Source organism: Rathayibacter sp. AY2B7 (genome assembly GCF_002931635.1).
Taxonomy (GTDB): Bacteria; Actinomycetota; Actinomycetes; order Actinomycetales; family Microbacteriaceae; genus Rathayibacter.
In genome coordinates this window covers 1-22,789 of record NZ_PSUC01000003.1, presented here as the reverse complement: position 1 = coordinate 22,789, position 22,789 = coordinate 1, and the positions used below count along the sequence as shown (strand labels likewise).

Sequence of the window (22,789 nt, the reverse complement as noted above, 5' to 3'; positions counted from 1 at the left end):
CCGTCCCTGCTGCAGCGTGGGGCCGCTCGGCAGGGCGGCGTTGCTAGGGTGCGACGCATGCGCCGTCCCGCCGCCCTCCTCCTCGTCGCCCTCGCCGCGGCGGCCCTCTCCGGCTGCTCCCCCGCGGCCGACCCGGAGCCGAGCGCGAGCGGCGCCGTCAGCGGCACGCCGATCCCCCTCGCCTGCGAGCAGCTGGTCCCGGCCTCGGCGCTCGCGGGCCTGTGGGGCGGATTCTCCCCGGACGACGGCATCGGGACCACCGCCGTCTCCGAGGAGATCGCCCAGTACGACGGCCTGGTCTGCGGATGGTCCGACGATTCGGGCGCCGAGCTGCAGCTGGCCGTGGCCCACCTCGACCCCGCGGTGATCGAGGCGCTCAAGAACGAGTTCTTCACCACCAGCAAGGCCGTCCCCACTTACGGCAAGCCGCCGGAGATCGAGGGCTACTACCAGGTGGCCGAGGGGCGGGGCGTCGCGGACGCCTTCGTCGGCGAGTACTGGATCGAGGCGTCCAGCGCCTCCTTCGTCGAGCCGGGCGACCCCGAGCCGCTCGTGCGGTCGGCGATCGGCGTCCTCGCCGGCTGAGCCCCGGCGTCAGCCCAGGCGCACCGGCGAGACGTGGTCGTCGACGAGCGCCGCGTCGCAGTCGGCCTCCACGCTCATCCCGGTCAGGCGCAGGTCCGTCAGGTAGCTGCTGAGGAACGCGGTGTCGGCCGTGTCCCGGCCGGACGAGATGCGCAGCATCGACCCGCGCGGAGCCAGCCGGGTCGCGTCCACGACGTGCCAGGCGCCGCCGACCCAGGCCTCCGTGACCGCGTGGAAGTCCCGCGGTTCGAGGCCCGGCGCGTAGACCGCCGTCACCCGGGCGGGGATGTCGAGGGCGCGGAGGAGCCCGGCGACCGTGTGCGCGAAGTCCCGGCACACGCCCTGGCCGCTCTCGATGACCTGCGCCGCTCCCCCGGTGCCGACCGTCGAGCCGTAGACGTACGACAGGTGGCCGTGCACCCATTCCTCGACGGCCGTCAGCGCCTCGAAGCCCCGGGCCCGCCCGAACTCGCGACGGGCGATCCCTCCGAGCACGTCCGCCTCGGCGTACCGGCTCGGCCGCAGGTACTCGACGAGCTCGAGCTCGCTCGGCTCGTCCGGAGCGCCGTGGCCGGCGACCCGCGCCCGGTACTCGACCCGCAGGTCGCCCTCGTTCCCCGCGACGCGGTGCACGCGGGCGCCGTGCCGCGCCGGGAACTCCCGCACCGGCACGTCCTGCCCGTCGAGCCGGACGGTGAAGGAGTCCTCGAACGAGTCGCCCGTGGGCGTCGCCGCCACCAGGAAGATCAGGTCGGTCGGGCCGTTCAGACGCAGATCCAGCGAGGCGGAGACAGTGCGCAGCATGGCTCCATCGTGGCATGCGCGAGGACCGCTCCCGGCGTCGGGCCCCGCCCCGACCGGGTGCTAATGTGGTCAGGCACTCCTGGCCCCCATAGCTCAGGGGATAGAGCACTGCCCTCCGGAGGCAGGGGCGTAGGTTCGAATCCTACTGGGGGCACATCCGCGGTCCTCCGCTCCCCTCCCTCGCGCATGGGCGCGCAGCTCCGGTGCTCGACGCCCCTCGAGGCGCACCCCTCCACCACGGACCGAGCGGCATCACCCGGTGGGCGACCGAGTCCGACCGTGGCGCTCCTCACGCGGCGCTCCGACACTTCCGGGACAGCACGAAGGCCCGCGATCGTCGATCACGGGCCTTCGGGACGTTCACCACCGGCACTCGGCCGGTCGGGCTCACTCGTAGAGGTGGAAGGTGCCGGCGCAGTCGGCCGAGCAGAAGCCGTCGCGGCGACGGGCCGAAGTCGCTCCGCATGCTTCGCAGCGGCGGCGTCCGAGCATCCGCGAGATCAGGCTCTGAGGCGCCGACGCGACCACCGAGACCGGAGTGTCGGGGCGCACGGGGGCTCCCGTGGTCGAATCGAGCTGGATCCCAGCGGTGTCGAGCGTGGCGCGAAGCATCCGTGTTCCTTCCGATCGGTGAACCATGTGCGAGCACTGTATTGCCAGTCCCTGAGATTCTGCGAAGGGCTTGACGCGGCTCGCGATCGAGAGTAGCCGAACTCGACATCTGTCGGTCAGTCGGGATCGACCCGGGGAACGACGAAGAGCCGCGCCCCCTCCTGGCGCAGAGAGGCACGGCTGTTCGGGTGTCGGGGATCGGTGGGCGGTCGACGCCGGAGCTCATGGGAGCGGAGCGTCGGGCCCGGAACGACCGGGAAGTGGGCCTAGTACGCGCCGCTGGTGCTCCGGGTGTCGATCGCCACCGTCTGTGCGGGAACCGGCACCGGTCGCAGGGCGGGGAGCGAGGCGCTCCTGCCCGTGCGGAACGGCAGCAGGACGAGCATGACGGGGAGAAGGACGATCCACAGGAGGACCGACAGCGCGAGACGCGCCCAGATGGAAAGAATATTGAGCATGTTTGTGCCGCCTTCGGGTGACGGTAGAGGTGAACTTCGCGAACAGTATCATCGGCCCGACGGGGGGAGAAGAGTAGAATTGCGCCACTGATCGCGCCTCTCCCGCCACGCCCCCGAGCGGTCTGTCACTCCTCATTCGTCGCCCCGCGCCGATCGGATGGGTCGATCCCGCATCCGATCGACACACGGCCCGCGCAGTGCGTCCTCCTGAGAGCCGGGCCGTAGGGTGAGCGCGTGAAGATCCTTGTCGTCGAAGACGATCCAGCCATGGGTGAGGCCCTCGTCGGCGGCCTCGAAGACGCCGGCTACGAGGCCGTGCTCACCACGAACGGCATCGACGCGCTCGTCGCGTTCAGCAACGCCGAGTTCTCGGCCGCCATCGTGGACGTCATGCTCCCGGCGATGTCGGGCTTCGAGATCTGCCGCCGGATCCGCGAGCTCGGCCGGCCCACGCCGATCATGCTGCTGACCGCGCGGGACGCGATCGAGGACCGCGTCTTCGGGCTCGACGCCGGAGCGGACGACTACCTGACCAAGCCGTTCGCGTTCACCGAGCTCAACGCGCGCCTCCGGGCCCTCCTGCGCCGCAGCCCGTCGCTGATGTCCACCTCGATCGACGTCGGACGCATCACCGTGGACGGATCGAGCATCCGGCGCACCGCCGACGGCTCGCGCATCCACGTCAGCCCGAAGGAGCTCGAGCTCCTCAAGCTCCTCATCACTCCCGTCGGCTCCGTGGTGACCCGCCAGCGGATCCTCTCCGAGATCTGGGGCGGCGGCGAGATCGTCGACAACAACATCGTCGACCAGTACGTCAGCTACCTGCGCAAGAAGCTCCCGACCGAGGACACGGGCGTCAGCATCGTGACCGTCCGCGGCAAGGGCTACTTCCTCCGCCCGGTCGAGTAGCCCGTGCCGCGGATGAGCACGGCACGCCGCCGGGTCGGCGCGCTCTCGATCCGCGCGAGGATCACCGTGGGAACGGTCGCTGTGGCGACCGCCCTCTTCGCGCTCGCGGCGCTGCTCTTCTACCAGGTGGTCACCGGCATCGTCGACCGCAGTGAGCGGACGATCCTGATGTCGATCGAGGACGAGGTGCGCCGCGACATCTCGGCGGGCAACGTCCCGCGCACGCAGGGCTCGTCGACGGGCCAGCTGTTCCTCGCCCTCGCGCCCGACGGGAGCGTCAGCACCTCGACCATGCCCTCGCGCCTGAGCGGCGAGGTGCTCAGCGCACTGGCGGAGGAGCCGGCCGACACCTCGCCCCGGTACGCCGACGTGACGACGGCGAACGGCAGCTACCTGGTCCGCTTCACGGCCATCGAGAGCGATCGCGGCGTCTGGCAGGTCGCCTCCGCCCGCGACCAGGCCGCCTCGCAGCTCGTCCTGGACGACTTCGCCCACGTGCTCGTCTACGCGGCGATCTTCCTCGTCGTCACGTTCGGGCTCGCCTCGTGGATCCTGACGGGCGCGGCCCTCGCCCCGGTGCGCCGGATGCGGGCGCGCGCGGATCAGATCGCCGCCGATCCCGGGCAGGGCGACCAGCTCCCGGTCGTCGGCACGCGCGACGAGATCGACGAGCTCGCGGTGACGCTGAACGCGTTCCTGACCAAGCAGACCGCGTCGCTGGCCCGGGAGAAGCAGATGGTGTCGGATGCGAGCCACGAGCTCCGCACTCCCCTCGCCGCGCTCTCCGCCCAGCTCGAGATCGCCCACCACCGCGTCGACGACCCGGTCGCGGTCGACCGGGTCATCCTCGACGCGCAGAAGAGCGTCGACCGGCTCGTGCGCCTCGCGTCCGCCCTGCTCGACATCTCGCGCATCGAGAGCCGCACCGTCCGCCCGACCGCTCCCTTCGCCGAGCTCGTCGACGAGCTGGTGGGCGCCGTCGACCGCACCCGCCTGCTCGCCTCGGAGTCGGGGGTGGAGATCGACTACGAGATCGACGAGCGCGAGCCCGCGCGGCTCTACGCGGTCGCGTCCCAGGACTTCGGCCGGGTGATCGACAACCTCGTGAGGAACGCGATCCAGGCGATGAACGGCGGCGGCATGATCGTCGCCTCTCTCTCGCAGTCGGACGGGCGCCTGATGCTCAGCGTCTCGGACGACGGACCAGGTATGCCCAACGCCTTCATCCCGGTCGCCTTCGACCGCTTCTCCCGCCCTGACGACTCCCGGACCCTCGCCTCCGGCGGCAGCGGTCTGGGGCTGGCCCTGGTGCACACCACCGTGCTCTCGGCCGGCGGGACGGTCGCCCTGGTCAACCGCTCCCCCCGGGGTCTCGCGGTCGACATCGTCCTCCCGCCCGTCGGCTCCGCCTGAGCCGCCCCGTCCCGGGAACGACGAGGGCCCCCGGCGGACCGGGGGCCCTCGTGGAGGATCGTCAGCGCGGGTCGTCCTCGGGGCGGACGGGCTGCGGCTGCGGGTCGCCGACCGCGGCGGGCGGCGGAGCCCAGGCCGTCTGGGGCGACTCCGCCGGGGAGGTGCCACCGTCGAGCAGGTTGCGCGCGCGGTTGACCACCTCGGGGTCCACGAGCACGGAGTAGCTGGTCGCGATCACCTGCATGGTCGAGGTGAAGTCGCGACGGCGGCGGTTCACGGCGTAGGAGGCGAGCCCGAAGAGCATCCCGAAGCCGGCGCCGAGGAGGACCGCCGCGATGAGGAAGGAGAACTCCGTCGTCGGCGAGAAGATGATGAGCAGGAGGCCCAGGAAGACACCGAGCCAGGCGCCGGAGGCCGCTCCGGCGAGGGCGACGCGGCCCCAGGTGAGCTTGCCGGTCACCCGCTCGACGCTCTTGAGCTCGTTGCCGATGATGGCGAGCTGGCGCACCGGGAAGTCGGCGCGGGCGAGCACGTCGACGGCGGCCTGCGCCTCCTGGTACGAGTCGAACGTGGCGAGGATCTCCCCGCGCGGGATCGTGGGGAAGGCCGGCCCTCGGCCGCTGAACGGCGTCTGCTGAGTCACCCGGACAGAATCGCACAGGCCACTTGAAGGTCTCTGAACGGATTCGGAGAACCGGCCGAGGGCGAGCCGGGAACGCTCGGCGTCCGCCCGGCTGCACGGGACTAGGTTTGTAGCCGTGAGTTCCGCCAGAGTCTTCGTCGCGCGCTTGGCCGGATGCAGTGTCTTCGACCCGGCCGGCGATCGCGTCGGCAAGGTCCGCGACGTGCTCCTGGTCTACCGGCAGAACGACGCCCCGCGGGTGGTCGGCCTGGTGGTCGAGATCCCCGGGCGCCGTCGCGTCTTCGTGTCGATCGGCCGGGTCACCAGCATCGGCAGCGGCCAGATCATCACCACCGGGCTCATCAACGTGCGCCGCTTCGAGCAGCGAGGCGGCGAGGTCCGCGTCATCGCCGAGCTTCTCGGCCGCCGGGTGAGCTTCGTGGACGGCTCCGGTGACGCGGTCGTCGAGGACGTCGCGATCGAGGAGGCCGCTCCCGGCGAGTGGGAGCTCGCGCAGCTCTTCGTCCGCCGGCCCAAGACCAGCCCCTCCCCCTTCGCCAAGGGCGCGACCGCCTTCGCCGGCTGGCGCGAGGTCCGCGAGAGCGTCTCGACCGAGGCGCAGTCCGCCGAGCAGTACGTCGCCAGCCTCTCCGAGCTCAAGCCCGCCGACCTCGCCAGCACGCTTCTCGACCTGCCGCAGCAGCGGATGCTCGAGGTCGCCGGCGAGCTCTCGGACGACCGCCTCGCGGACGTGCTCGAGGAGATGCCCGAGAGCGAGCAGGTCGAGATCCTCGGCCGGCTCGACGACGACCGCGCCGCCGACGTGCTCGACCAGATGCAGCCTGACGACGCGGCCGACCTGATCGCCCAGCTCTCGGAGGAGCGCGGCGAGGCGCTCCTGGAGCTGATGGAGCCCGAGGAGGCGGACGACGTCCGCATGCTCCTCACCTACGCCCCGGAGTCCGCCGGCGGTCTGATGACCACGGAGCCGATCATCGTCTCCTCCGAGGCGACCGTCGCGGAGGGTCTCGCCCTCATCCGCCGCCACGAGCTCGCCCCGGCCCTCGGCGCCGCCGTCTGCGTCACACTGCCGCCCTACGAGCCGCCGACCGGCCGCTTCCTCGGCATGGTGCACTTCCAGCGGATGCTCCGCTACCCGCCGCACGAGCGCCTCGGCACCCTGCTCGACCAGAGCATGGACCCGATCACGCCCGAGACCTCGGCGGCCGAGGTCGCCCGGATCCTGGCCAGCTACAACCTCGTCTCGGTGCCCGTCGTCGACGCGTCCCACCGCCTCGTCGGCGTCGTGACCATCGACGACGTCCTCGACTACCTGCTCCCCGACGACTGGCGCAGCCACGGCGACGACGACGAACCGAGGAAGCCGGTGACGACGGCGACGCAGGGCGTCCCGCTCGTGCCGCCGGCACCCGCGGCGACAGGCAGGACACGACGGGGACGGAGGGGCGCGCGTGGCTAGGGACACCAAGCAGGACCGGCGCCTGGACGCTCCGAAGGGCTTGCGCACACGCGTCCTCTCCCGGCGGAACCGCCCGAGCAGCGACCGCTTCGGCCGCCTGACCGAGTCGTTCGCCCGCGGCATGGGCACGCCGTGGTTCCTGGTCGGGATGACGATCTTCTGCGTCTTCTGGCTGATGTTCAACACCTACGGGCCCGCGGACGCGCGCTTCGACTCACAGGCCCTCGGCTTCACGGTGCTGACGCTGATCCTCTCGCTGCAGGCCTCCTACGCCGCGCCGCTGCTGCTGCTCGCGCAGAACCGCCAGGACGACCGCGACCGCGTGCAGATCGAGCAGGACCGGCAGCGGGCCGAGCGCAATCTCGCGGACACCGAGTACCTCGCGCGCGAGGTCGTGGCCCTGCGCCTGGCGATCCGCGACATGGCGAGCAAGGACTTCATCCGCTCGGAGCTGCGCGGCCTGCTCGAGGAGCTCGAGAAGGATCGGGCGCAGGAGCCCGAGCGGCGCGATGCCTGACGTCGCCGCCATCGAGACCGCCGTCAGGACGGCGCTGGTTCGCGTCGTCGATCCGGAGATCCGGAAGCCCATCACCGAGCTCGACATGCTCGAGTCGGTCGAGGCGGCCGCCGACGGAGCCGTCCGCGTCGCGATCCGGCTGACCATCGTCGGCTGCCCGGCCGCCTCCGCGATCGAGCGCGACGTGCGCGAGGCCGCGGCCTCGGCTCCCGGAGTCACGGCGGTCGACGTCGTGGTCGGAGTCATGACACCGGCGCAGCGCACCGCCCTCACCGAGCGCCTCCAGGGCGGCCGCCGGAGCATGCCCTTCGGCCCGGACTCGCTCACCCGCGTGTACGCGGTCACCAGCGGCAAGGGCGGTGTCGGCAAGTCGACCGTCACCGCCAACCTCGCGGTCGCCCTCGCTCGGCGGGGGCTCGCGGTCGGCCTCGTGGACGCCGACGTGCACGGCTTCTCCATCCCCGGCCTGCTCGGCCTGATGCACGACGGGCGCGTCGCGGGGCCCACCCGCGTCGGCGAGCTGATGCTGCCGCCGGTGGCGCACGGCGTGAAGGTCATCTCGATCGGGATGTTCCTCGAGGGCGACACCCGCGGGGCGGCCGTCTCCTGGCGCGGGCCCATGCTGCACCGCACGATCTCCCAGTTCCTCACCGACGTGTACTTCGGCGACCTGGACGTGCTCCTGCTCGACCTGCCTCCCGGCACGGGGGACGTGGCGATCTCGATCGGACAGCTGCTCCCCCATGCGGAGGTCCTCATCGTCACCACACCGCAGCCGGCGGCCGCCGACGTGGCCGAGCGCAGTGGAGCGCTCGCACGCCAGTCGGGTCAGCGCATCGTCGGAGTGGTCGAGAACATGTCCGGGCTCCCCCAGCCCGACGGCTCGGTGCTGGAGCTCTTCGGCAGCGGAGGGGGGGCCGAGGTCGCGCGTCGGCTCACGGCGGCGGGCGACGAGGTGCCGCTGCTCGCATCCCTGCCGATCTCCGTCGCGCTGCGGGCGGGGGGCGACGAGGGCGTGCCCGTCGTCGTCGGCGATCCGGAGGATCCTGCTGCCCGGGCGATCGACGTCCTGGCGGCGACGCTCGCCGCGCGGCCGCGGGGACTGACCGGCCGTCGGCTCCCGCTCGCCGTCGGCTGACGCCTCCGCGCGGCTTCGTGCGGGCGGCGTCGGTCGGGACGCCCGCCCGGCGCTCCTCGCGGAGCAGGGCTCAGGTGGCCTCGGAGTCGATCGGCGGCGGCGCGACGCTCGAGAGCGTGCCGGACGAGACGGAGCGCTGCATCGTCGTGTAGTAGCTGTCCTGCGCGGAGCCGGTGCCGCCCGGCACGACGGGAGCGGCGACAGCGGTGGGCGGCTTCACGGTGGGGACCGGATCGTCCTCGAGCAGGGCGTCGCGGATGATGCGGCGGGGATCGTACTGGCGCGGGTCGAGCTTCTTCCAGTCGACGTCGTTGAACTCGTCGCCCATCTCGTCCTTGACGCGCTCCCGGGCCTGCGTGGCGAATCCGCGCACCTTGCGCACGAGCTGCCCGAGCTGGGCGGCGTAGTGCGGGAGGCGGTCGGGACCCAGCACGAAGACGGCGATGACCCCGATGATGAGGAGCTTGTCGAACGTCAGACCGAACACGAGGACAACACTAACCCGCCGCGCCTCCCTCGCGGAGCCCGCGCGCCACCGTACCCTGGCGATGCCCGGGCGCGATCCGCCCGGCGCACCGATCAGAGGAGCGCCCCCGTGTCCGACAAGGATGCCAACTGGAAGTACGCCGAGGACGCGGTCGTCGAGTCGGAGGCCATCGCCTCGGCCCGCCGGCTCTCGGTCGAGCTGGGCATCGACGCCGTCTCCCCCTCGATCGGCGCGCAGGCCGCGCTGGTCGCCGCCGCGGCGCGCGCGACCTCCATCATCGAGATCGGCACCGGCACCGGAGTGAGCGGCCTGTGGCTGCTCGACGGCGCCCCCGAGGCCATGCTCACCTCGATCGACTCCGAGGCGGTGCACCAGCAGCACGCGCGCGCCCAGTTCCACGAGGCCGGCATCTCGCCCAACCGGCTCCGGCTCATCCCGGGCCGCGCCCTCGAGGTGCTGCCCCGGATGAACGAGAACTCCTACGACATCGTCTTCGTCGACGGCGATCCGCTGCAGGTCATCGAGAACGTCGAGCATGCGCTGCGGCTCGTCCGTCCGGGCGGGACGGTCCTCGTCCCCCACGCGCTCTGGCGCGGACGCGTGGCCAACCCCGCGCAGCGCGACGAGATCGCGACCGCGTTCCGCACGCTGGTGGCCGAGGTCTGCGCCTCCCCCGCCGTGGTCAGCGTGCTCTCGCCGATCGGCGACGGCCTGCTGCAGGCCAACAAGCGCCGCGCCTGACGAGCGCGGCCGACCGGGGACAGACGGAACGCCCGCCGCACGGTGTGCGACGGGCGTTCACGACGGTGCGGATCAGGCGGGAGACACCACCGACGCGAGCGCGTCGTGCAGCTCTTTCGCCTCTGCATCGTTGACCGAGACGACGAGGCGTCCGCCTCCTTCGAGCGGAACGCGCACGACGATGAGTCGGCCCTCCTTAACAGCCTCCATCGGTCCGTCTCCGGTCCTCGGCTTCATGGCCGCCATAGAGTTCCCCTTTCGTGACGTATCCCCCTATTATCGTGCATCCGCGGGGGTGTTCCGAACCGCGCCCGGAAGTCGGGCGTCAGCCGATCACGGCGGGGACCAGTCGCCGGGGGTGAACACCCAGCACAGCAGCACCCAGACGACCTGCCCGACGATCGATGCGGCCACCACGAACACCCTCAGGAGGGTCGACCGCGGCACCGCGAGCGCCCCTGCCAGCGGGAACATCGGCATCAGGATGCGGAACGTGCTCGACTGCGGGTAGAAGAACGCGAAGAGGTAGATCGCGTAGCCGCCGACCCAGAGCCGCGAGAAGACGTCGAGGCTGCGCGTGGCCCGCGAGAACAGGATCGCCAGGAATCCGAGCACCACCACGACGGTGATGCCCATGCCCGTGATCGGCGAGCCGAACCAGAGGCCTCCCCACCAGCCCCCGCCGGCGAACCAGGAGGTGAAGGGGATGAGCTCGCCCTCGCCGATGAAGACGCTGCGCCAGGCGAGCTCGGTGTCGGTGTAGGCGGTGAAGGAGCCGGTCACGGCCCAGGCGATGAGCAGCCAGGCGAACCCCACCGCGAGGGACCAGACCGTGAGGGAGACCGTGAAGGCGAACTCCCGGCGGGCGAACGGCTCGGTGCCGCGCACGTGGCGCCAGACGCGGTAGAGGAAGTAGAGGCCCGTCATCGCCGCGATCGCGAGGCCGCTCGGGCGCAGGAGCCCCACGATAAGCACGACGGGGAACGTCCAGATCCACTTGCGGCGCACCAGCAGGAGGAGCAGCACGGCCGTCAGGAGGATGCCGCCGGACTCCGCGTAGCCGATCTGCAGGATCGGGGACGTCGGAGCGACGCAGAAGAAGACGATCCCCATCAGCGCCTGGCCCTCGCTGAGCGAGACGCGGAACAGCCGGTAGATCACCAGGCACGCCGCTGCACTGCAGACCAGGGCGACGAGCACCGCCGCGTTCGCCCAGTCGAGCCCGGTGATGTTCATCAGGCCGCGGACGGTGAACGGGTAGACGGGCATGAACGCCCAGGGGTTCTGCTCCACGGCTCCGGACGGCGAGAGCGGCAGGACCGACGGGTACCCCGTCATCCCGATCCGCTCGTACCAGCCGCCGTCCCACGTCGTCGCGAACCGGACGTAGGTGTCGCGGAGTCCCGTCCACTCGACGCCCTGACGCACGGCGCCGACACGGAGCATGATCACGGTCGTGACGACGCGGGACACGGCGAAGACCAGGAGCACCTGGATCCACCACGGGATCCTCCGGAGCAGACCCCAGCGGGAGCGGGACGGAGAGGCGTCCTCCGTCTCCGGCGCGATCGCGGTGGCGCTCACGCGAGCGGCCCGCGGTCCGTCGCGGAGGGGGTCGTCAGCGGGGAGCGGGCGGGTGTCGCCGCGGCTCGCCGGCGGGTCGGCCGGAGGAGGGGCGACGTGTGTCGCGGCTCACCGGCTGGCGTGAGGGGAGACATTCCGACGAGCATACCCGTGCGGGAGTCGGGAGTCCCCGGAGGAGCACCGCGCCGGGCGGGCGCTCGGCACGATCACGGCGGGGTCCAGTCCGATCCGGCGACGGCCCAGCAGATCGAGATCCAGACGATCTGGCCGCCGATCCCGAGCAGGACCAGCGCGACGCGGAAGACCGGCGAGCGCGGCACCGCCAGCGCTCCGACGAGCGGGAACATCGGGCCCAGCAGCCGGAAGGTGCTCGACTGCGGGAAGAAGAACGCCAGCAGGTAGACGCCGTACCCGGCGACCCAGGCCCGGCTGAAGAGATCCAGCCTCCGTGTCCACGGTGCGGCGAGGATCCCGACGAACGCCGCCAGCAGGAGCACCACCAGGACGACGCCGACGGCCGGAGCCCCGAACCACCACGAGCCCCACCAGGCGCCGCCCTGGAACCACGGAGTCAGCGGGAGCAGCTCCTGGTAGCCGATGTAGACCGCACGCCACGCCAGCTCGGTGTCGGTGTACGCGGTCATCGACCCGGTGACGGCCCACGCCACGGCGGGCCAGAGGAAGCCGACCACGAGCCCCCACGCCGTCAGGCCCACGGCCGGCAGCCACTCCGACCGAGGGAACGGCTCCGTGCGGCGCCGGACGAACCGGTAGACGACGTACAGGCCGAGCGCGGCGGCGAAGGCGAGCCCGCTCGGCCGGGTCAGGCCCAGCAGCAGCACGACGGGCACGACCGCGAGCCAGCGCCGCCGCACCAGGAGGAGGAGCGTGACCGCGGTCAGGAGCATCGCCATCGACTCCGCGTAGGCGAGCTGCATCAGCGGCGAGGTCGGCGCCACGCAGAACAGCAGCACCGCCGTCAGCGACTGCGACTCGCCGAGGGAGTGCCGGAAGAGGCGGTACAGGACGAGGCAGGCTCCGGCTCCGCACAGGACGGAGACGGTCACGGCGGCCGGAGCCCAGGTGAGGCCGGTGACCGCCATCAGCGCCTTCACGACGCCCGGGTAGAGCGGCATGAAGGCCCAGGCGTTCTCCCCCACGTGGCCGTCCTGCGTGATCGGCAGGAAGCCGGGGTATCCGGTGGCCGCGATGATCTCGTACCAGCGGCCGTCCCACATCGACGCGAAGGCCGAGTAGGACGGGGAGGGCCCGGTCCACGGGTTCGCGAGCTGGTGCGCAGCGAACTGCAGCAGGATCACCGTCGTGACCGCGCGGGTCGCGATGTACACCAGGAGGACCCGCGCCCACCACGGGACCAGGCGCAGGCGGAGGCGGACGGGGACGGCCGTGGCGGTCGCGCTCACAGGGACGCGGTCAGCCAGCGGCGGAGGCCCTCGGCGCACTCGGTGATCTCGTGCACCGCCACGCGCTCGTCGTCGGCGTGGGCCCGGAGCGGGTCGCCCGGTCCGTAGTTGACAGCCGGGATGCCCATGGCGGAGAACCGCGCGACGTCGGTCCAGCCGTACTTGGGCTTCGCCTCGGCTCCGACGGCCGCGAGGAAGGCCTGGGCCAGAGGTGCGTCCAGCCCCGGGCGGGCGCCCTCGGCCAGATCGTCCACCGTCACCTCGAACCCCTCGAAGAGCTCCTCGAGGTGGGCGAGCGCCTCCTCCCCGGACCGGTCGGGGGCGAAGCGGTAGTTGACCTGCACCGTGCAGAGGTCCGGGATCACGTTGCCCGCGACCCCGCCGGTGACGCGCACGGCGTTGACGCCCTCGCGGTACACGAGGCCCTCGACCTCGACCTCGCGCGGTACGTAGGCGGCGAGGCGGTCGAGGATCGGCGCCGCCGCGTGGATCGCGTTCTCGCCGACCCAGCTGCGGGCGGAGTGGGCGCGGACGCCGCGGGTGACCACGTCGACCCGGAGCGTCCCGTTGCAGCCGCCCTCCACTGCTCCGCTGGTCGGCTCGCCGAGCACGGCGAAGTCGGCGGAGAAGAGGTCGGGGCGGTGCCGGGAGAGACGGCCGAGGCCGTTGAGGTCCGCTGCGACCTCCTCGTTGTCGTACCACATCCAGGTGATGTCGACGGCCGGATCGGAGAGCTCGGCGGCGAGGACGAGCTGCACCGCCACTCCGGCCTTCATGTCGACGGTCCCGCGGCCGACCAGGTGCTCGACGCCGTCGATCGTCTCGGCGACGACGGGCAGGTTGCCGTTGACCGGCACCGTGTCGAGGTGCCCGGCGATCACGACGCGCTGGGCGAGGCCGAGGTTCGTCCGCGCCACGACGGTGTGGCCGTCGCGGATGACCTCGAGGTGGTCGTACTGCTCGAGCGCCCACTGCACAGCGTCCGCGATCTCGAGCTCGTCGCCCGAGACGGACGGGATGTCGCAGAGGATCCGCGTCAGGGCGACCGGATCGGTGCGCAGATCGAGCGGAGGGGCGGTGGTCGGATCGGCCATGCGCCCCAGGGTAGCGGCCGGACGCTCCGCGCTACCCTGATCGGCATGACCCTCGAGCACTCCGCAGACTCCTCCGCGCCCGCCTCCGCCTGGGGATACGGGCTCGCCACCGTGGCCGTCGACGGCACCGTCCTCGACACCTGGTTCCCGGAGCCGCGCCTCGGCACCATCCCGGCCGGCCGCGACCCCTGGATCGTGCCGGCGGAGTTCGAGGAGCAGGCCGGCGAGGATCCGCGCCGCGAGGTCCGCATCGACGTGGTCACGCTGCAGATCGACGTGCAGGCGCCGCCCGCCTCCACGTCCGACGCCTACCTGCGGCTGCACCTGCTCTCGCACCTCCTGGTCCGCCCGAACGAGGTGAACCTCGACGGCGTCTTCGCCCACCTGCCGAACGTGGTGTGGACGAACGCCGGTCCGGTCTCGCCGGAGTCGTTCACCCGCCTGCGGCCCTCGCTCCGGCGCCACGGCATCCAGGCCACCGGCATCGACAAGTTCCCGCGGCTGACCGACTACGTCACCCCCGCGAAGGTGCGCATCGCGGACACCTCGCGCGTCCGCCTCGGGGCGCACCTGGCACCCGGCACGACGGTGATGCACGAGGGCTTCGTCAACTTCAACGCCGGGACCCTCGGCAGCTCGATGGTCGAGGGGCGCATCTCGCAGGGCGTCGTGGTCGGCGACGGCTCGGACATCGGCGGCGGCGCGTCCATCATGGGCACCCTCTCGGGCGGAGGAGTGCAGCGCGTCTCGATCGGCGCGCGGGCGCTGCTGGGTGCGAACTCGGGCATCGGCATCTCCCTCGGCGACGACACCGTCGTCGAGGCCGGCCTCTACGTGACCGCCGGCACCAAGGTCGTCGTGGTCGGCGGAGCGCCGCGCGCCGACGGCGCCCCGCAGACCGTGAAGGCCGTGCAGCTCTCGGGCGTGCCGAACCTGCTCTTCCGCCGCAACTCCCTCACCGGGGCCGTCGAGGTCCTCCCCCGCACCGGCGCCGGCATCGAGCTGAACGCCGCCCTGCACGCCTGACCCTGCACGCCTGACCCGCGGGCGGGCGTCCGGCGCCGCCGGTCCCGCAGGCGGCGCCCCGGGACGACCCGAGCTGATCGGGTCCGCCGTCTCATGCTGGTCGAGGGGCCGCCGCAGGCGGCGTATCGAGACCATCTCCTCCCGAACAGCGGCCCGTCAGCGCCGGGCGGCAGCCGGCGAACACCGCGTCCAGCGCTTCGCGCCTCCTCGCCGCGCGTCGAGCAGCACGGGGAGCGGCCGCGCCGGGCGCTCCTCCATAAGCGCGGTCCCCTCCGCACTCACACAGGATGGTCCTGGACGCCGCCTCCATGCGCTCGCGGCAGCCGGTGCGCCTGCTCTGGCACGAGGAGTTCGAGGGCATCGCAGAGGCGTTCTGGTGGGAGAAGCGGTCCCGGAACCGGAGCCGTGCCCAGCGCGAGGCGCTGATGCGCGGCGACCACGCCGCTCTGCGTCCCGCCTCGAGGAAGAGGCTCGAGCCTCGTCAGGCCGACGAGACCCCATGAAGGGGGCGCAGAGCCGGACGGTCTCGGTACGCCACCTGCGGCGGCTACTCGACCACCGACCGGAGCCGGAGACGGGCGCGTCGATCGGCGAGAACCCGCCCCCCTGGCGGGGACGGGCTCTCGGGGACCGGTCAGCGGTCGGTCGGCCAGTGGCGCTCGGGCGAGCCCATGTAGAGCTGCTGCGGGCGGCCGATCTTGGTCTGCTTGTCGGTGTTCATCTCGCGCCAGTGGGCGATCCAGCCGGGCAGGCGGCCGATCGCGAAGAGCACGGTGAACATCCGGGTCGGGAAGCCCATCGCCTTGTAGATGACGCCCGTGTAGAAGTCGACGTTCGGGTAGAGGCGCCGCTCCTTGAAGTAGTCGTCCTCGAGCGCGAGGGCCTCGAGCTCCATCGCGATGTCGAGCAGCGGGTCCTTCACGCCGAGGGCCTGCAGGACCTCGGAGGCGCTCTCCTTGACCAGCTTCGCGCGCGGGTCGTAGTTCTTGTACACCCGGTGGCCGAAGCCCATCAGGCGCACGCCCTCCTCCTTGTTCTTCACCCGCTCGACGAACGTCGACACGCTCTCGCCCGACTCGCGGATCCGTCCGAGCATGGTGAGCACCGCCTCGTTCGCTCCGCCGTGCAGAGGGCCGAACAGTGCGTTGATGCCGGCCGAGACGGAGGCGTAGAGGTTCGCCTCGGTGGAGCCGACGAGGCGAACGGTCGACGTCGACGCGTTCTGCTCGTGGTCCTCGTGGAGGATCAGGAGGCGGTCGAGCGCCTTCGAGAGCACCGGGTCGACCTGGTACTGCTCGGCCATCGTGCCGAAGTTGAGGCGGAGGAAGTTGTCGACGAAGCTCAGCGAGTTGTCCGGGTAGAGGAACGCCTGGCCGATCGCCTTCTTGTGGGCGTACGCCGCCATCACGGGCAGCTTCGCCAGGAGGCGGATCGTGGTGAGCTCCACCGCCTCGGGATCCTTGGGGTTGGAGCTGTCCTCGTAGTACGTCGACAGGGCCGAGACTCCGGCCGAGAGCACCGACATGGGGTGCGCGCTGTGCGGGAGCGCGTCGAAGAAGCGCTTGAGATCCTCGTGGAGGAGCGTGTGGCGGCGGATGCGCTCGTCGAAGCCCGCGAGCTCGTCGGCCGTCGGCAGCTCGCCGTAGATGAGGAGCCAGGCCACCTCGAGGTAGGTCGCGTTGGTGGCCACCTCCTCGATCGGGTAGCCGCGGTAGCGGAGGATCCCCTGGTCGCCGTCGATGTAGGTGATCTGCGACTTGGTCGCCGCCGTGTTCACGAAGCCGTAGTCGAGCGACATGAAGCCGGTCTGCTTCGAGAGGGTCGAGAAGTCGATGCTCGAGGAGCCGTCGACGCTGCGCAGGACCGGGAAGTCCGCGGTGCGGTCGCCGAAGGTGAGCGTGACCTTCTCGGGGAGCTCCTGCTCCGCCGGCGCGGGAGGCGTCGTCGTGGCGCTCCCGGTCGCGGGCTCCGTGGAGCCCACCGTCGCGGTTCCGTCGCTCTGCGTGCCGGATTCGGTCACAACGCCTCCCAGGTCGTCGCGGTCGCACCCCGGAAGCGCTCGCACGGAGCGGGCGGCGCCGGGTCTGGATCGTGGTGCAGCCGGGGCCTCGCGAGGCGCCGTCGACCGAACCACATACAGCCTATGGGCAAAGCGGGGGCACTGTGACATCGCCCAGCGCTGGGGCCGGGGCCTTGTCGGAACCCGTCAGGATCGGCCGGGTCGAGCCCCTCAGAGGCCGCCGGACAGGCGCTCGACGGCCGCGTCGATCCGCTCGTCGGAGGCCGTCAGCGAGAGGCGCACGTGCTCGGGGAAGCCCTCCCCGTAGAAGACGCCGGGGCCCGCGAGGACGCCGAGGCGGGCGAGGCGGTCGATGGACTCCCAGGCCGGGCGGCCCTCGGTCGCCCACAGGTAGAGGCCGGCCTCGCTGCGGTCGACCCGGAAGCCCGCGGACTCGAGGGCGGGCCGGAGGCGGTCGCGGCGGGAGCGGTAGCGCTCCTTCTGCGCGACGACGTGCTCGTCGTCGGCGAGGGCGACGATCATCGCCTCCTGCAGCGGACCGGGCACGATCATGCCCGCGTGCTTGCGGACGGTCACCAGGCGCGCGATCAGGGCCGCGTCCCCGGCGACGAAGGCGGCGCGGTAGCCGGCGAGGTTCGACTGCTTGCTCAGCGAGTAGACGCCGAGGACCCCGGTACGGTCCTCCCCCACCACGCGCGGGTCGAGGACGCTCGGGATCGGCTCGTCGGCCCAGCGGCCGTCCCAGCCGAGCTCGGCGTAGCACTCGTCCCCCGCGATCACGGCCCCCAGCTCACGGGCACGCGCGACGGCGCGCTGCAGGGCGGACACGTCGAGCACGGCGCCGTCGGGGTTGCCGGGAGAGTTGAGCCAGACCAGGCGGGTCGTCGCGGGCCATTCGGCCGGGTCGTCGGAGGCGAGCGCCTCGGCGCCGGCGATCGCCGCGCCCATCGCGTACGTCGGGTAGGCGGCGCGCGGATGCACGACCACGTCCCCCTCCCCGAGTCCGAGGAGGAAGGGCAGCCAGGCGACGAGCTCCTTGGAGCCGATCGTCGGCAGGACCTCGTCGATCCCGAGGCCCTCGACTCCGCGCCGCCGCGCGTACCAGGCGGCGATCGCCTCGCGCAGAGCGGGGGTGCCCACGGTCGTGGGGTACGCGTGCGAGTCCGTCGCGCGGGCGAGCGCGTCGCGGATCGGGGCGGGCGTCGGGTCCACCGGCGAGCCGATCGACAGGTCGACGATCCCGCCGGGGTGCTCCGCCGCCGTGCGGGCGAAGGGCGCCATCAGGTCCCAGGGGTAGTCGGGCAGCGCGCCGAGGGCCACGGGAGCGGCCTCAGTGGCTCTGAGGAGGCAGCGCCGCGATGACCGGGTGGTCCTTCGCGATCACGCCGACCTTGGCGGCTCCGCCCGGGGAGCCGATCTCGTCGAAGAACTCGACGTTGGCCTTGTAGTAGTCGGACCACTCCTCGGGGAGGTCGTCCTCGTAGTAGATCGCCTCGACGGGGCAGACCGGCTCGCAGGCACCGCAGTCCACGCACTCGTCCGGGTGGATGTAGAGCGAGCGCTCGCCTTCGTAGATGCAGTCGACCGGGCACTCGTCGATGCAGGCGCGGTCTTTGACATCGACGCACGGAAGTGCGATCACGTAGGTCACGGTGCTCCAGGTCCCTTCGAACAGTGTCTCTATCGTACGGGGGCCGACGGGGCGTCGGCGTCCGCGGGCCGCGGGGCGGCGGCGGGAGCGGCCGCCCGCAGCCGCGGCCACGCGATCACGACGAGGGCGATGAGGGCGGGGAGGAAGGTCCAGGCCACGCCGAGGCCGTTCGCCGGGACGAGGACGGATCCGCCGGTGCTGCGCAGGGCGAGCAGCCCGATCATCCCGAGCAGGCCCATCGCGGTGCAGAACGCGACGAACCGGTCGATGAGCACGAGGCGCAGCCCGAGCAGGAGCAGCAGCACGCCGGCGAGGGAGGCGGCCAGGCCGACCGGGAGGACGACACCGCCGACCGACACGGTGCTCTGATGGGCGACGGTCGTGATCGCTCCTACCACCGCGCCGACCAGGACTCCGGCGACACCCGACAGCACGCGCGATCCCAGCGTCGGACGCTCCTCCGGCAGCGGCGCCGGACGCCCCGCCTGCGCGACCGGGCGGAAGCGCTCGATGCGGCCGATGGGGAACGGCGGACCGCTCGAGAGGCGGGCCTCGTCGCCCTCGACCACCAGCTGCGTCGCGTGCGCCTCGAGGGCCGCGCGCTTGCGGGCGTGGTCCTCGGCGGACAGCTCGATCACGACGTCGCCGGGGAGGGGCGGGGCCGCGTCGGGGAGGACGGCGAGGAAGCGCAGGCCCAGCAGCTCGGCGGCGCGCTCGGCGACCCGGGCGGTGCGGACGTGGTCGGGGTGGCCGTAGCCGCCGCCCGCGTCGTAGGACAGCACGACGCCCGCATCGACCTGCCGCAGGACGGCGACGAGATCGGCCACCTCCTCGTCCTCGGGCGCGGCGGTGAAGGACGCGGGATGCACCGGCTCGAGCGGCACCGGGACGCGGCCGGGCCCCCACTGCATGCCGGAGTCCCGGTAGACCCGCGGAGCGAGGCCGGGTGCGCGGGCACCCGCCTCGCCGAGGAAGCGGTGGTCGGCGACGCCGAGGGCCGTCAGGGCGACGACGAGCTCGGTCGTCCGGTGCGCGGCCAGCTCGGCCGAGCCCTCGAGCGGAGCGAGGTCCTCGGGGATGACCTCGCCGCACTCCCCCCGCGTGGCGGTGACGACGGTGACGGAGGCGCCCTGCGCCACCAGCCGCGCCAGGGTTCCGCCCATGGTGATCGTCTCGTCGTCGGGGTGGGCGTGCACCGCCACCACCCGCTCCGCTGCTGCGTCCCGGCCCGCGTCCACTCTCCGCCTCTCGTCCTGCGCGGCCTCCGCTGCGGGCGCTTCTGGACAGCGACCGGGCAGCGGACTACAGTCGACCCGGGTTAGGCAAGGCTTACCGAACAACGGAGCCCCGCCGACCGGATCGACTCGGGGCGGGAGTCGCCCCCTCCTCGTCCACCATCGACCAAGAGAACACGCGTGCTCGCAAACTACCTCATCGGCCTCCGCGAAGGCCTCGAAGCCGGCCTCGTGGTCGGGATCCTCGTGGCCTACCTGACCAAGCTCGGACGGCGCGACGTGCTGCCGCGGCTCTGGACCGGCATCGCCGCGGCGATCGCGATCTCGCTCGTCACCGGTGCGATCCTCACCTGGGGCCCCTCGACCCTGTCGTTCCAGGCCCAGGAGCTCATCGGCGGCGGCCTCTCGATCCTCGCGGTCGGGCTGGTCACCTGGATGATCTTCTGGATGGGCGCGAACGCCCGCAGCATGAAGGGCGACCTCGAGTCCCGGCTCGACGGCGCCGTCGCGGGGTCGGCCCTCGGCATCGTCGTCCTCGGCTTCATCAGCGTCGGCCGCGAGGGCATCGAGACGGCGCTCTTCGTCTGGGCGAGCGTGTCCTCGAGCAGTGCGGGGTCGGGATCCAGCGCGTGGGTCGGCACGGTCGGCGCGCTGCTGGGCATCCTCAGCTCGGTCGTCATCGCGTACCTGATCTTCCGGGGCTTCGTCCGGATCGACCTCGGGCGCTTCTTCACCTGGACGGGCGGCTTCCTCATCCTCGTCGCGGCCGGCGTCCTCTCCTACGGCGTCGGCGACCTGCAGGAGGCGTCGCTCCTGCCCGGCTGGGGCACCCCGCTGTTCTCGCTCGGCCCGATCCTCCCGCCGCCCGTGACCGCGGTGGTCGGCGGCCTCTTCAACTACACGCCCGAGCCGACCGCTCTGCAGTTCGCCGCCTGGCTGCTCTACCTCGTCGTCGTCGGCGCCCTGTTCGTCCGCCAGGTCCGCCTGCGCGGCCCGCGACGGGGCAGCGCAGCCCCGGTCGCCGCTCCCGCTCCCACCTCCGTCTGACCCGCTCCGGCACCGCCGGCGCACTCGCCCCGATCCAGGAGAAGCATGTCCTCGCGCGCTCGTCCCACCCTCCCCCGCGTCACCCTCGGCCTCGCCGGAGCCGGCGCCCTGGCGCTGATCCTCACGGGCTGCGTGCCGAACACCCCCGCGTCCTCCTCCTCTGCCGCGCTCGACGTCGCGATCAGGGACGACGCCTGCGAGGTGTCGACGGCGACCGCCGAGGCGGGAGCGGTGACGTTCTCTCTGACCAACGGCGGCTCGGACGTCAACGAGTTCGAGATCCTGGCCGAGGACAAGCTGCGGATCGTGGGCGAGAAGGAGAACGTGACCCCGGGCCAGAGCGTCTCCTACGTCGCTCAGCTCGAGCCGGGCACCTACTACACCGCCTGCAAGTTCCAGCAGGTCGGCGCCCCGGTCGGGCTGAGCGAGTTCACCGTGACCGGTGAGGCCACCGCTCAGTCGGCGGACGAGAAGGCGGCGACGGAGGCGGCGGTCACCAACTACGTGGCGTACGTGAAGTCGCAGGTGGGCGAGCTGCTCCCCGCGGTCGCCGAGTTCGCGCAGGCCTACGAGGCCGGCGACGACGAGAAGGCGCGCGGCCTCTTCGCGTCGACCCGCGTCTTCTACGAGCGGATCGAGCCGACCGCGGAGGCGTTCGGCGACCTCGACCCGCGCATCGACTACCGCGAGGTCGACGCCGTCGCCGAGGGCCTGGACTGGACCGGCTTCCACCGCATCGAGAAGGACCTGTGGGCCCCCGCGGAGGGTGCGCTCAACTCCGACGGCACGAGCGCGCTCCTCGACTGGGCGCCCTCCACCCCCGAGCAGCGCGCGCAGTTCGGCCAGGGCCTCGTCGACGACGTGCAGAGCCTGGCCGACCTCGTGAACGCGCCCGGCTTCACCGTCTCGGTGGGCGACATCTCGAACGGCGCCATCGGCCTGCTCGACGAAGTCGCGGCCGGCAAGATCACGGGCGAGGAGGACTGGTGGTCGAGCACCGACCTCACCGACTTCGCCGCGAACGTCCAGGGCGCGGAGGTGGCGTTCGGCAATGTCGAGCCGATCGCGACCGCCAGCGGCGACGAGGGCGCCGACCTCACCGGACGGATCACGCAGCGGTTCTCCGAGCTCGACGCCCTGCTCGCGCAGTACGGCTCGATCGACTCCGGCTTCGCCGCGTACTCCACCGTCACCGCGGAGCAGAAGAAGGAGCTCTCGGACGCGGTCAACGCTCTCTCCGAGCCGCTCTCGCAGCTGACCCACACGGTGCTGGGCGTCGAGGAGCCGGCCGCGTAGTGGACGCCGAGCAGCACGAGGGAGCCCGGCCGGCGGATTCCGAGCAGCCCGCCGATGAGCCCCGCCGGCTCTCGCGGCGCGGGCTGCTCGGCCTCGTCTCGGCGGGGACTGCCGGGCTGGCCGCCGGAGTGGGCGGCACGGTGGCCGTCACGTCGTCCGCGAGCGCGACGGCCTCCTCCGCCACGCGCACCGTGCCGTTCTTCGGCGCGAACCAGGCGGGCATCACCACCGCCGCGCAGGACCGGCTGCACTTCGCCGCGTTCGACCTCGCCGCGGGCACCACGCGCGAGGACCTCGTCGAGCTCCTGAAGGACTGGACGCTCGCCGCCTCGCGGATGACCCAGGGCCTCGAGGTCGGCGAGACCGGCGCGGTGGACGGGCCGGACACGGCTCCCCCGGAGGACACCGGGGAGGCGCTCGGACTCGACGCCGCGTCCCTCACCGTCACGGTCGGCTTCGGACCCACCCTCTTCACGGACGAGTCCGGCGCCGACCGCTTCGGCCTCGCCGACCGCCGGCCTCCGCAGCTGCAGGCCCTGCCCCGCTTCCGCGGCGACGCGCTCATCCCCTCGGCCGGCGGCGGCGACCTGTGCATCCAGGCCTGCGCCGACGATCCGCAAGTCGCCGTGCACGCCATCCGCAACCT

General features: G+C 72.3%; 25 protein-coding genes and 1 tRNA gene. 13 read left to right on the top strand and 13 right to left on the bottom strand.

The window, feature by feature from the left end:
• The first annotated feature begins 57 nt into the window (after positions 1-57).
• Positions 58-585: a hypothetical protein gene (locus tag C5C27_RS01085; RefSeq protein WP_104237561.1), complete on the top strand. Its 528-nt coding sequence runs from the start codon at positions 58-60 to the stop codon at positions 583-585.
• A 9-nt stretch (positions 586-594) separates the two neighbouring features.
• Here C5C27_RS01085 and C5C27_RS01080 read toward each other — a convergent pair whose 3' ends face one another.
• Positions 595-1,389 (bottom strand): transglutaminase family protein, encoded by a 795-nt coding sequence (locus C5C27_RS01080; protein ID WP_104232730.1) that lies wholly within the window; start codon positions 1,387-1,389, stop codon positions 595-597.
• A gap of 82 nt (positions 1,390-1,471) precedes the next feature.
• On the opposite strand from C5C27_RS01080, the gene C5C27_RS01075 reads away from it, so the two are divergent.
• Positions 1,472-1,543 (top strand) — tRNA-Arg (locus C5C27_RS01075).
• A gap of 233 nt (positions 1,544-1,776) precedes the next feature.
• On the opposite strand, the gene C5C27_RS01070 is transcribed toward C5C27_RS01075, so the two are convergent.
• The gene (locus C5C27_RS01070; protein WP_104237559.1) at positions 1,777-2,001 is read right to left on the bottom strand and encodes a hypothetical protein; all 225 of its coding nucleotides are present in this window, start codon (positions 1,999-2,001) and stop codon (positions 1,777-1,779) included.
• A 266-nt stretch (positions 2,002-2,267) separates the two neighbouring features.
• Positions 2,268-2,459, bottom strand: a complete 192-nt coding sequence (locus tag C5C27_RS01065) for a hypothetical protein (protein ID WP_104237558.1) — start codon at positions 2,457-2,459, stop codon at positions 2,268-2,270.
• 234 nt (positions 2,460-2,693) lie between these two features.
• Here C5C27_RS01065 and C5C27_RS01060 point away from each other — a divergent pair, with 234 nt between their 5' ends.
• Positions 2,694-3,368, top strand: a complete 675-nt coding sequence (locus C5C27_RS01060; RefSeq protein ID WP_258059273.1) for a response regulator transcription factor — start codon at positions 2,694-2,696, stop codon at positions 3,366-3,368.
• 12 nt (positions 3,369-3,380) lie between these two features.
• Positions 3,381-4,781 (top strand): HAMP domain-containing sensor histidine kinase, encoded by a 1,401-nt coding sequence (locus C5C27_RS01055; RefSeq protein ID WP_146079583.1) that lies wholly within the window; start codon positions 3,381-3,383, stop codon positions 4,779-4,781.
• Positions 4,782-4,842: 61 nt separating this feature from the next.
• Here the strand turns inward: C5C27_RS01055 and C5C27_RS01050 are convergent, their stop codons facing one another.
• Positions 4,843-5,424, bottom strand: coding sequence for a general stress protein (locus C5C27_RS01050; protein WP_258066466.1), 582 nt, complete (start codon positions 5,422-5,424; stop codon positions 4,843-4,845).
• 115 nt (positions 5,425-5,539) lie between these two features.
• Between C5C27_RS01050 and C5C27_RS01045 the strand changes: the two genes are divergently transcribed.
• From C5C27_RS01045 to C5C27_RS01035, 3 genes are read left to right on the top strand one after another with little or no spacing between them, the layout of a single operon-like run.
• Positions 5,540-6,883 carry a magnesium transporter MgtE N-terminal domain-containing protein gene (locus tag C5C27_RS01045; RefSeq protein ID WP_104225554.1) on the top strand — a complete coding sequence of 448 codons (1,344 nt, stop codon included), beginning with the start codon at positions 5,540-5,542 and terminating at the stop codon, positions 6,881-6,883.
• Positions 6,876-7,400, top strand: coding sequence for a DUF1003 domain-containing protein (locus C5C27_RS01040; RefSeq protein WP_104222991.1), 525 nt, complete (start codon positions 6,876-6,878; stop codon positions 7,398-7,400). Before C5C27_RS01045 ends, C5C27_RS01040 begins: the two co-directional genes overlap by 8 nt.
• Complete coding sequence (locus C5C27_RS01035; protein ID WP_104313233.1) at positions 7,393-8,538, top strand: Mrp/NBP35 family ATP-binding protein; 1,146 nt, start codon at positions 7,393-7,395, stop codon at positions 8,536-8,538. The genes C5C27_RS01040 and C5C27_RS01035 overlap by 8 nt, the downstream gene beginning before the upstream one ends.
• A gap of 70 nt (positions 8,539-8,608) precedes the next feature.
• Here C5C27_RS01035 and C5C27_RS17660 read toward each other — a convergent pair whose 3' ends face one another.
• Positions 8,609-9,025, bottom strand: coding sequence for a twin-arginine translocase TatA/TatE family subunit (locus C5C27_RS17660; protein ID WP_146079582.1), 417 nt, complete (start codon positions 9,023-9,025; stop codon positions 8,609-8,611).
• Between the two features lie 108 nt (positions 9,026-9,133).
• Between C5C27_RS17660 and C5C27_RS01025 the strand changes: the two genes are divergently transcribed.
• Entirely contained in the window at positions 9,134-9,766 is a 633-nt protein-coding gene (locus C5C27_RS01025; RefSeq protein WP_104222989.1) for an O-methyltransferase, read from the top strand.
• Positions 9,767-9,838: 72 nt separating this feature from the next.
• Here the strand turns inward: C5C27_RS01025 and C5C27_RS01020 are convergent, their stop codons facing one another.
• The 4 genes from C5C27_RS01020 to dapE form a co-directional block, all read right to left on the bottom strand.
• A complete protein-coding gene (locus C5C27_RS01020) occupies positions 9,839-10,012 on the bottom strand; it encodes a DUF3117 domain-containing protein (RefSeq protein ID WP_068208299.1) in 174 nt (57 codons plus the stop codon).
• 87 nt (positions 10,013-10,099) lie between these two features.
• Positions 10,100-11,350: a hypothetical protein gene (locus tag C5C27_RS01015; protein ID WP_104237556.1), complete on the bottom strand. Its 1,251-nt coding sequence runs from the start codon at positions 11,348-11,350 to the stop codon at positions 10,100-10,102.
• 206 nt (positions 11,351-11,556) lie between these two features.
• A complete protein-coding gene (locus C5C27_RS01010; protein ID WP_258066465.1) occupies positions 11,557-12,774 on the bottom strand; it encodes a hypothetical protein in 1,218 nt (405 codons plus the stop codon).
• Entirely contained in the window at positions 12,771-13,868 is a 1,098-nt protein-coding gene (gene dapE, locus C5C27_RS01005; RefSeq protein WP_104313230.1) for a succinyl-diaminopimelate desuccinylase, read from the bottom strand. Before dapE ends, C5C27_RS01010 begins: the two co-directional genes overlap by 4 nt.
• Positions 13,869-13,913: 45 nt before the next feature.
• Between dapE and dapD the strand changes: the two genes are divergently transcribed.
• Together dapD and C5C27_RS00995 are read left to right on the top strand one after the other, a co-directional pair.
• Positions 13,914-14,894 carry a 2,3,4,5-tetrahydropyridine-2,6-dicarboxylate N-succinyltransferase gene (gene dapD, locus C5C27_RS01000; protein ID WP_104237554.1) on the top strand — a complete coding sequence of 327 codons (981 nt, stop codon included), beginning with the start codon at positions 13,914-13,916 and terminating at the stop codon, positions 14,892-14,894.
• Positions 14,895-15,181: 287 nt separating this feature from the next.
• Positions 15,182-15,397 carry a hypothetical protein gene (locus C5C27_RS00995; protein WP_104237553.1) on the top strand — a complete coding sequence of 72 codons (216 nt, stop codon included), beginning with the start codon at positions 15,182-15,184 and terminating at the stop codon, positions 15,395-15,397.
• 131 nt (positions 15,398-15,528) lie between these two features.
• Here the strand turns inward: C5C27_RS00995 and C5C27_RS00990 are convergent, their stop codons facing one another.
• The 4 genes from C5C27_RS00990 to C5C27_RS00975 all read right to left on the bottom strand — a co-directional run bounded on the left by C5C27_RS00990 (position 15,529) and on the right by C5C27_RS00975 (position 19,803).
• Positions 15,529-16,914 carry a citrate synthase gene (locus C5C27_RS00990; RefSeq protein WP_258066464.1) on the bottom strand — a complete coding sequence of 462 codons (1,386 nt, stop codon included), beginning with the start codon at positions 16,912-16,914 and terminating at the stop codon, positions 15,529-15,531.
• 210 nt (positions 16,915-17,124) lie between these two features.
• Positions 17,125-18,234 (bottom strand): succinyldiaminopimelate transaminase, encoded by a 1,110-nt coding sequence (gene dapC / locus C5C27_RS00985; RefSeq protein WP_104237552.1) that lies wholly within the window; start codon positions 18,232-18,234, stop codon positions 17,125-17,127.
• A 10-nt stretch (positions 18,235-18,244) separates the two neighbouring features.
• A complete protein-coding gene (gene fdxA, locus C5C27_RS00980; protein WP_104222984.1) occupies positions 18,245-18,565 on the bottom strand; it encodes a ferredoxin in 321 nt (106 codons plus the stop codon).
• A 29-nt stretch (positions 18,566-18,594) separates the two neighbouring features.
• Complete coding sequence (locus C5C27_RS00975) at positions 18,595-19,803, bottom strand: PIG-L family deacetylase (RefSeq protein WP_146076874.1); 1,209 nt, start codon at positions 19,801-19,803, stop codon at positions 18,595-18,597.
• A gap of 177 nt (positions 19,804-19,980) precedes the next feature.
• Here C5C27_RS00975 and efeU point away from each other — a divergent pair, with 177 nt between their 5' ends.
• The 3 genes from efeU to C5C27_RS00960 all read left to right on the top strand — a co-directional run.
• Positions 19,981-20,847 carry an iron uptake transporter permease EfeU gene (efeU, locus tag C5C27_RS00970; RefSeq protein WP_104222982.1) on the top strand — a complete coding sequence of 289 codons (867 nt, stop codon included), beginning with the start codon at positions 19,981-19,983 and terminating at the stop codon, positions 20,845-20,847.
• A 45-nt stretch (positions 20,848-20,892) separates the two neighbouring features.
• On the top strand, positions 20,893-22,143 hold the full coding sequence (efeO, locus tag C5C27_RS00965) for an iron uptake system protein EfeO (RefSeq protein ID WP_104237549.1): 1,251 nt from the start codon (positions 20,893-20,895) through the stop codon (positions 22,141-22,143).
• Positions 22,143-22,789: Dyp-type peroxidase domain-containing protein (locus tag C5C27_RS00960; protein WP_181133404.1), on the top strand; the 647-nt coding region annotated here is incomplete at its 3' end. The genes efeO and C5C27_RS00960, both read left to right, overlap by 1 nt.

Coding starts and splice junctions, on each gene's coding strand:
- C5C27_RS01085 (WP_104237561.1), top strand. CDS start 58: ATGCGCCGTCCCGCCGCCCTCCTCCTCGTCGCCCTCGCCGCGGCGGCC.
- C5C27_RS01080 (WP_104232730.1), bottom strand. CDS start 1,389: ATGCTGCGCACTGTCTCCGCCTCGCTGGATCTGCGTCTGAACGGCCCG.
- C5C27_RS01070 (WP_104237559.1), bottom strand. CDS start 2,001: ATGCTTCGCGCCACGCTCGACACCGCTGGGATCCAGCTCGATTCGACC.
- C5C27_RS01065 (WP_104237558.1), bottom strand. CDS start 2,459: ATGCTCAATATTCTTTCCATCTGGGCGCGTCTCGCGCTGTCGGTCCTC.
- C5C27_RS01055 (WP_146079583.1), top strand. CDS start 3,381: ATGAGCACGGCACGCCGCCGGGTCGGCGCGCTCTCGATCCGCGCGAGG.
- C5C27_RS01035 (WP_104313233.1), top strand. CDS start 7,393: ATGCCTGACGTCGCCGCCATCGAGACCGCCGTCAGGACGGCGCTGGTT.
- C5C27_RS01020 (WP_068208299.1), bottom strand. CDS start 10,012: ATGGCGGCCATGAAGCCGAGGACCGGAGACGGACCGATGGAGGCTGTT.
- dapE (WP_104313230.1), bottom strand. CDS start 13,868: ATGGCCGATCCGACCACCGCCCCTCCGCTCGATCTGCGCACCGATCCG.
- dapD (WP_104237554.1), top strand. CDS start 13,914: ATGACCCTCGAGCACTCCGCAGACTCCTCCGCGCCCGCCTCCGCCTGG.
- C5C27_RS00995 (WP_104237553.1), top strand. CDS start 15,182: ATGGTCCTGGACGCCGCCTCCATGCGCTCGCGGCAGCCGGTGCGCCTG.
- efeO (WP_104237549.1), top strand. CDS start 20,893: ATGTCCTCGCGCGCTCGTCCCACCCTCCCCCGCGTCACCCTCGGCCTC.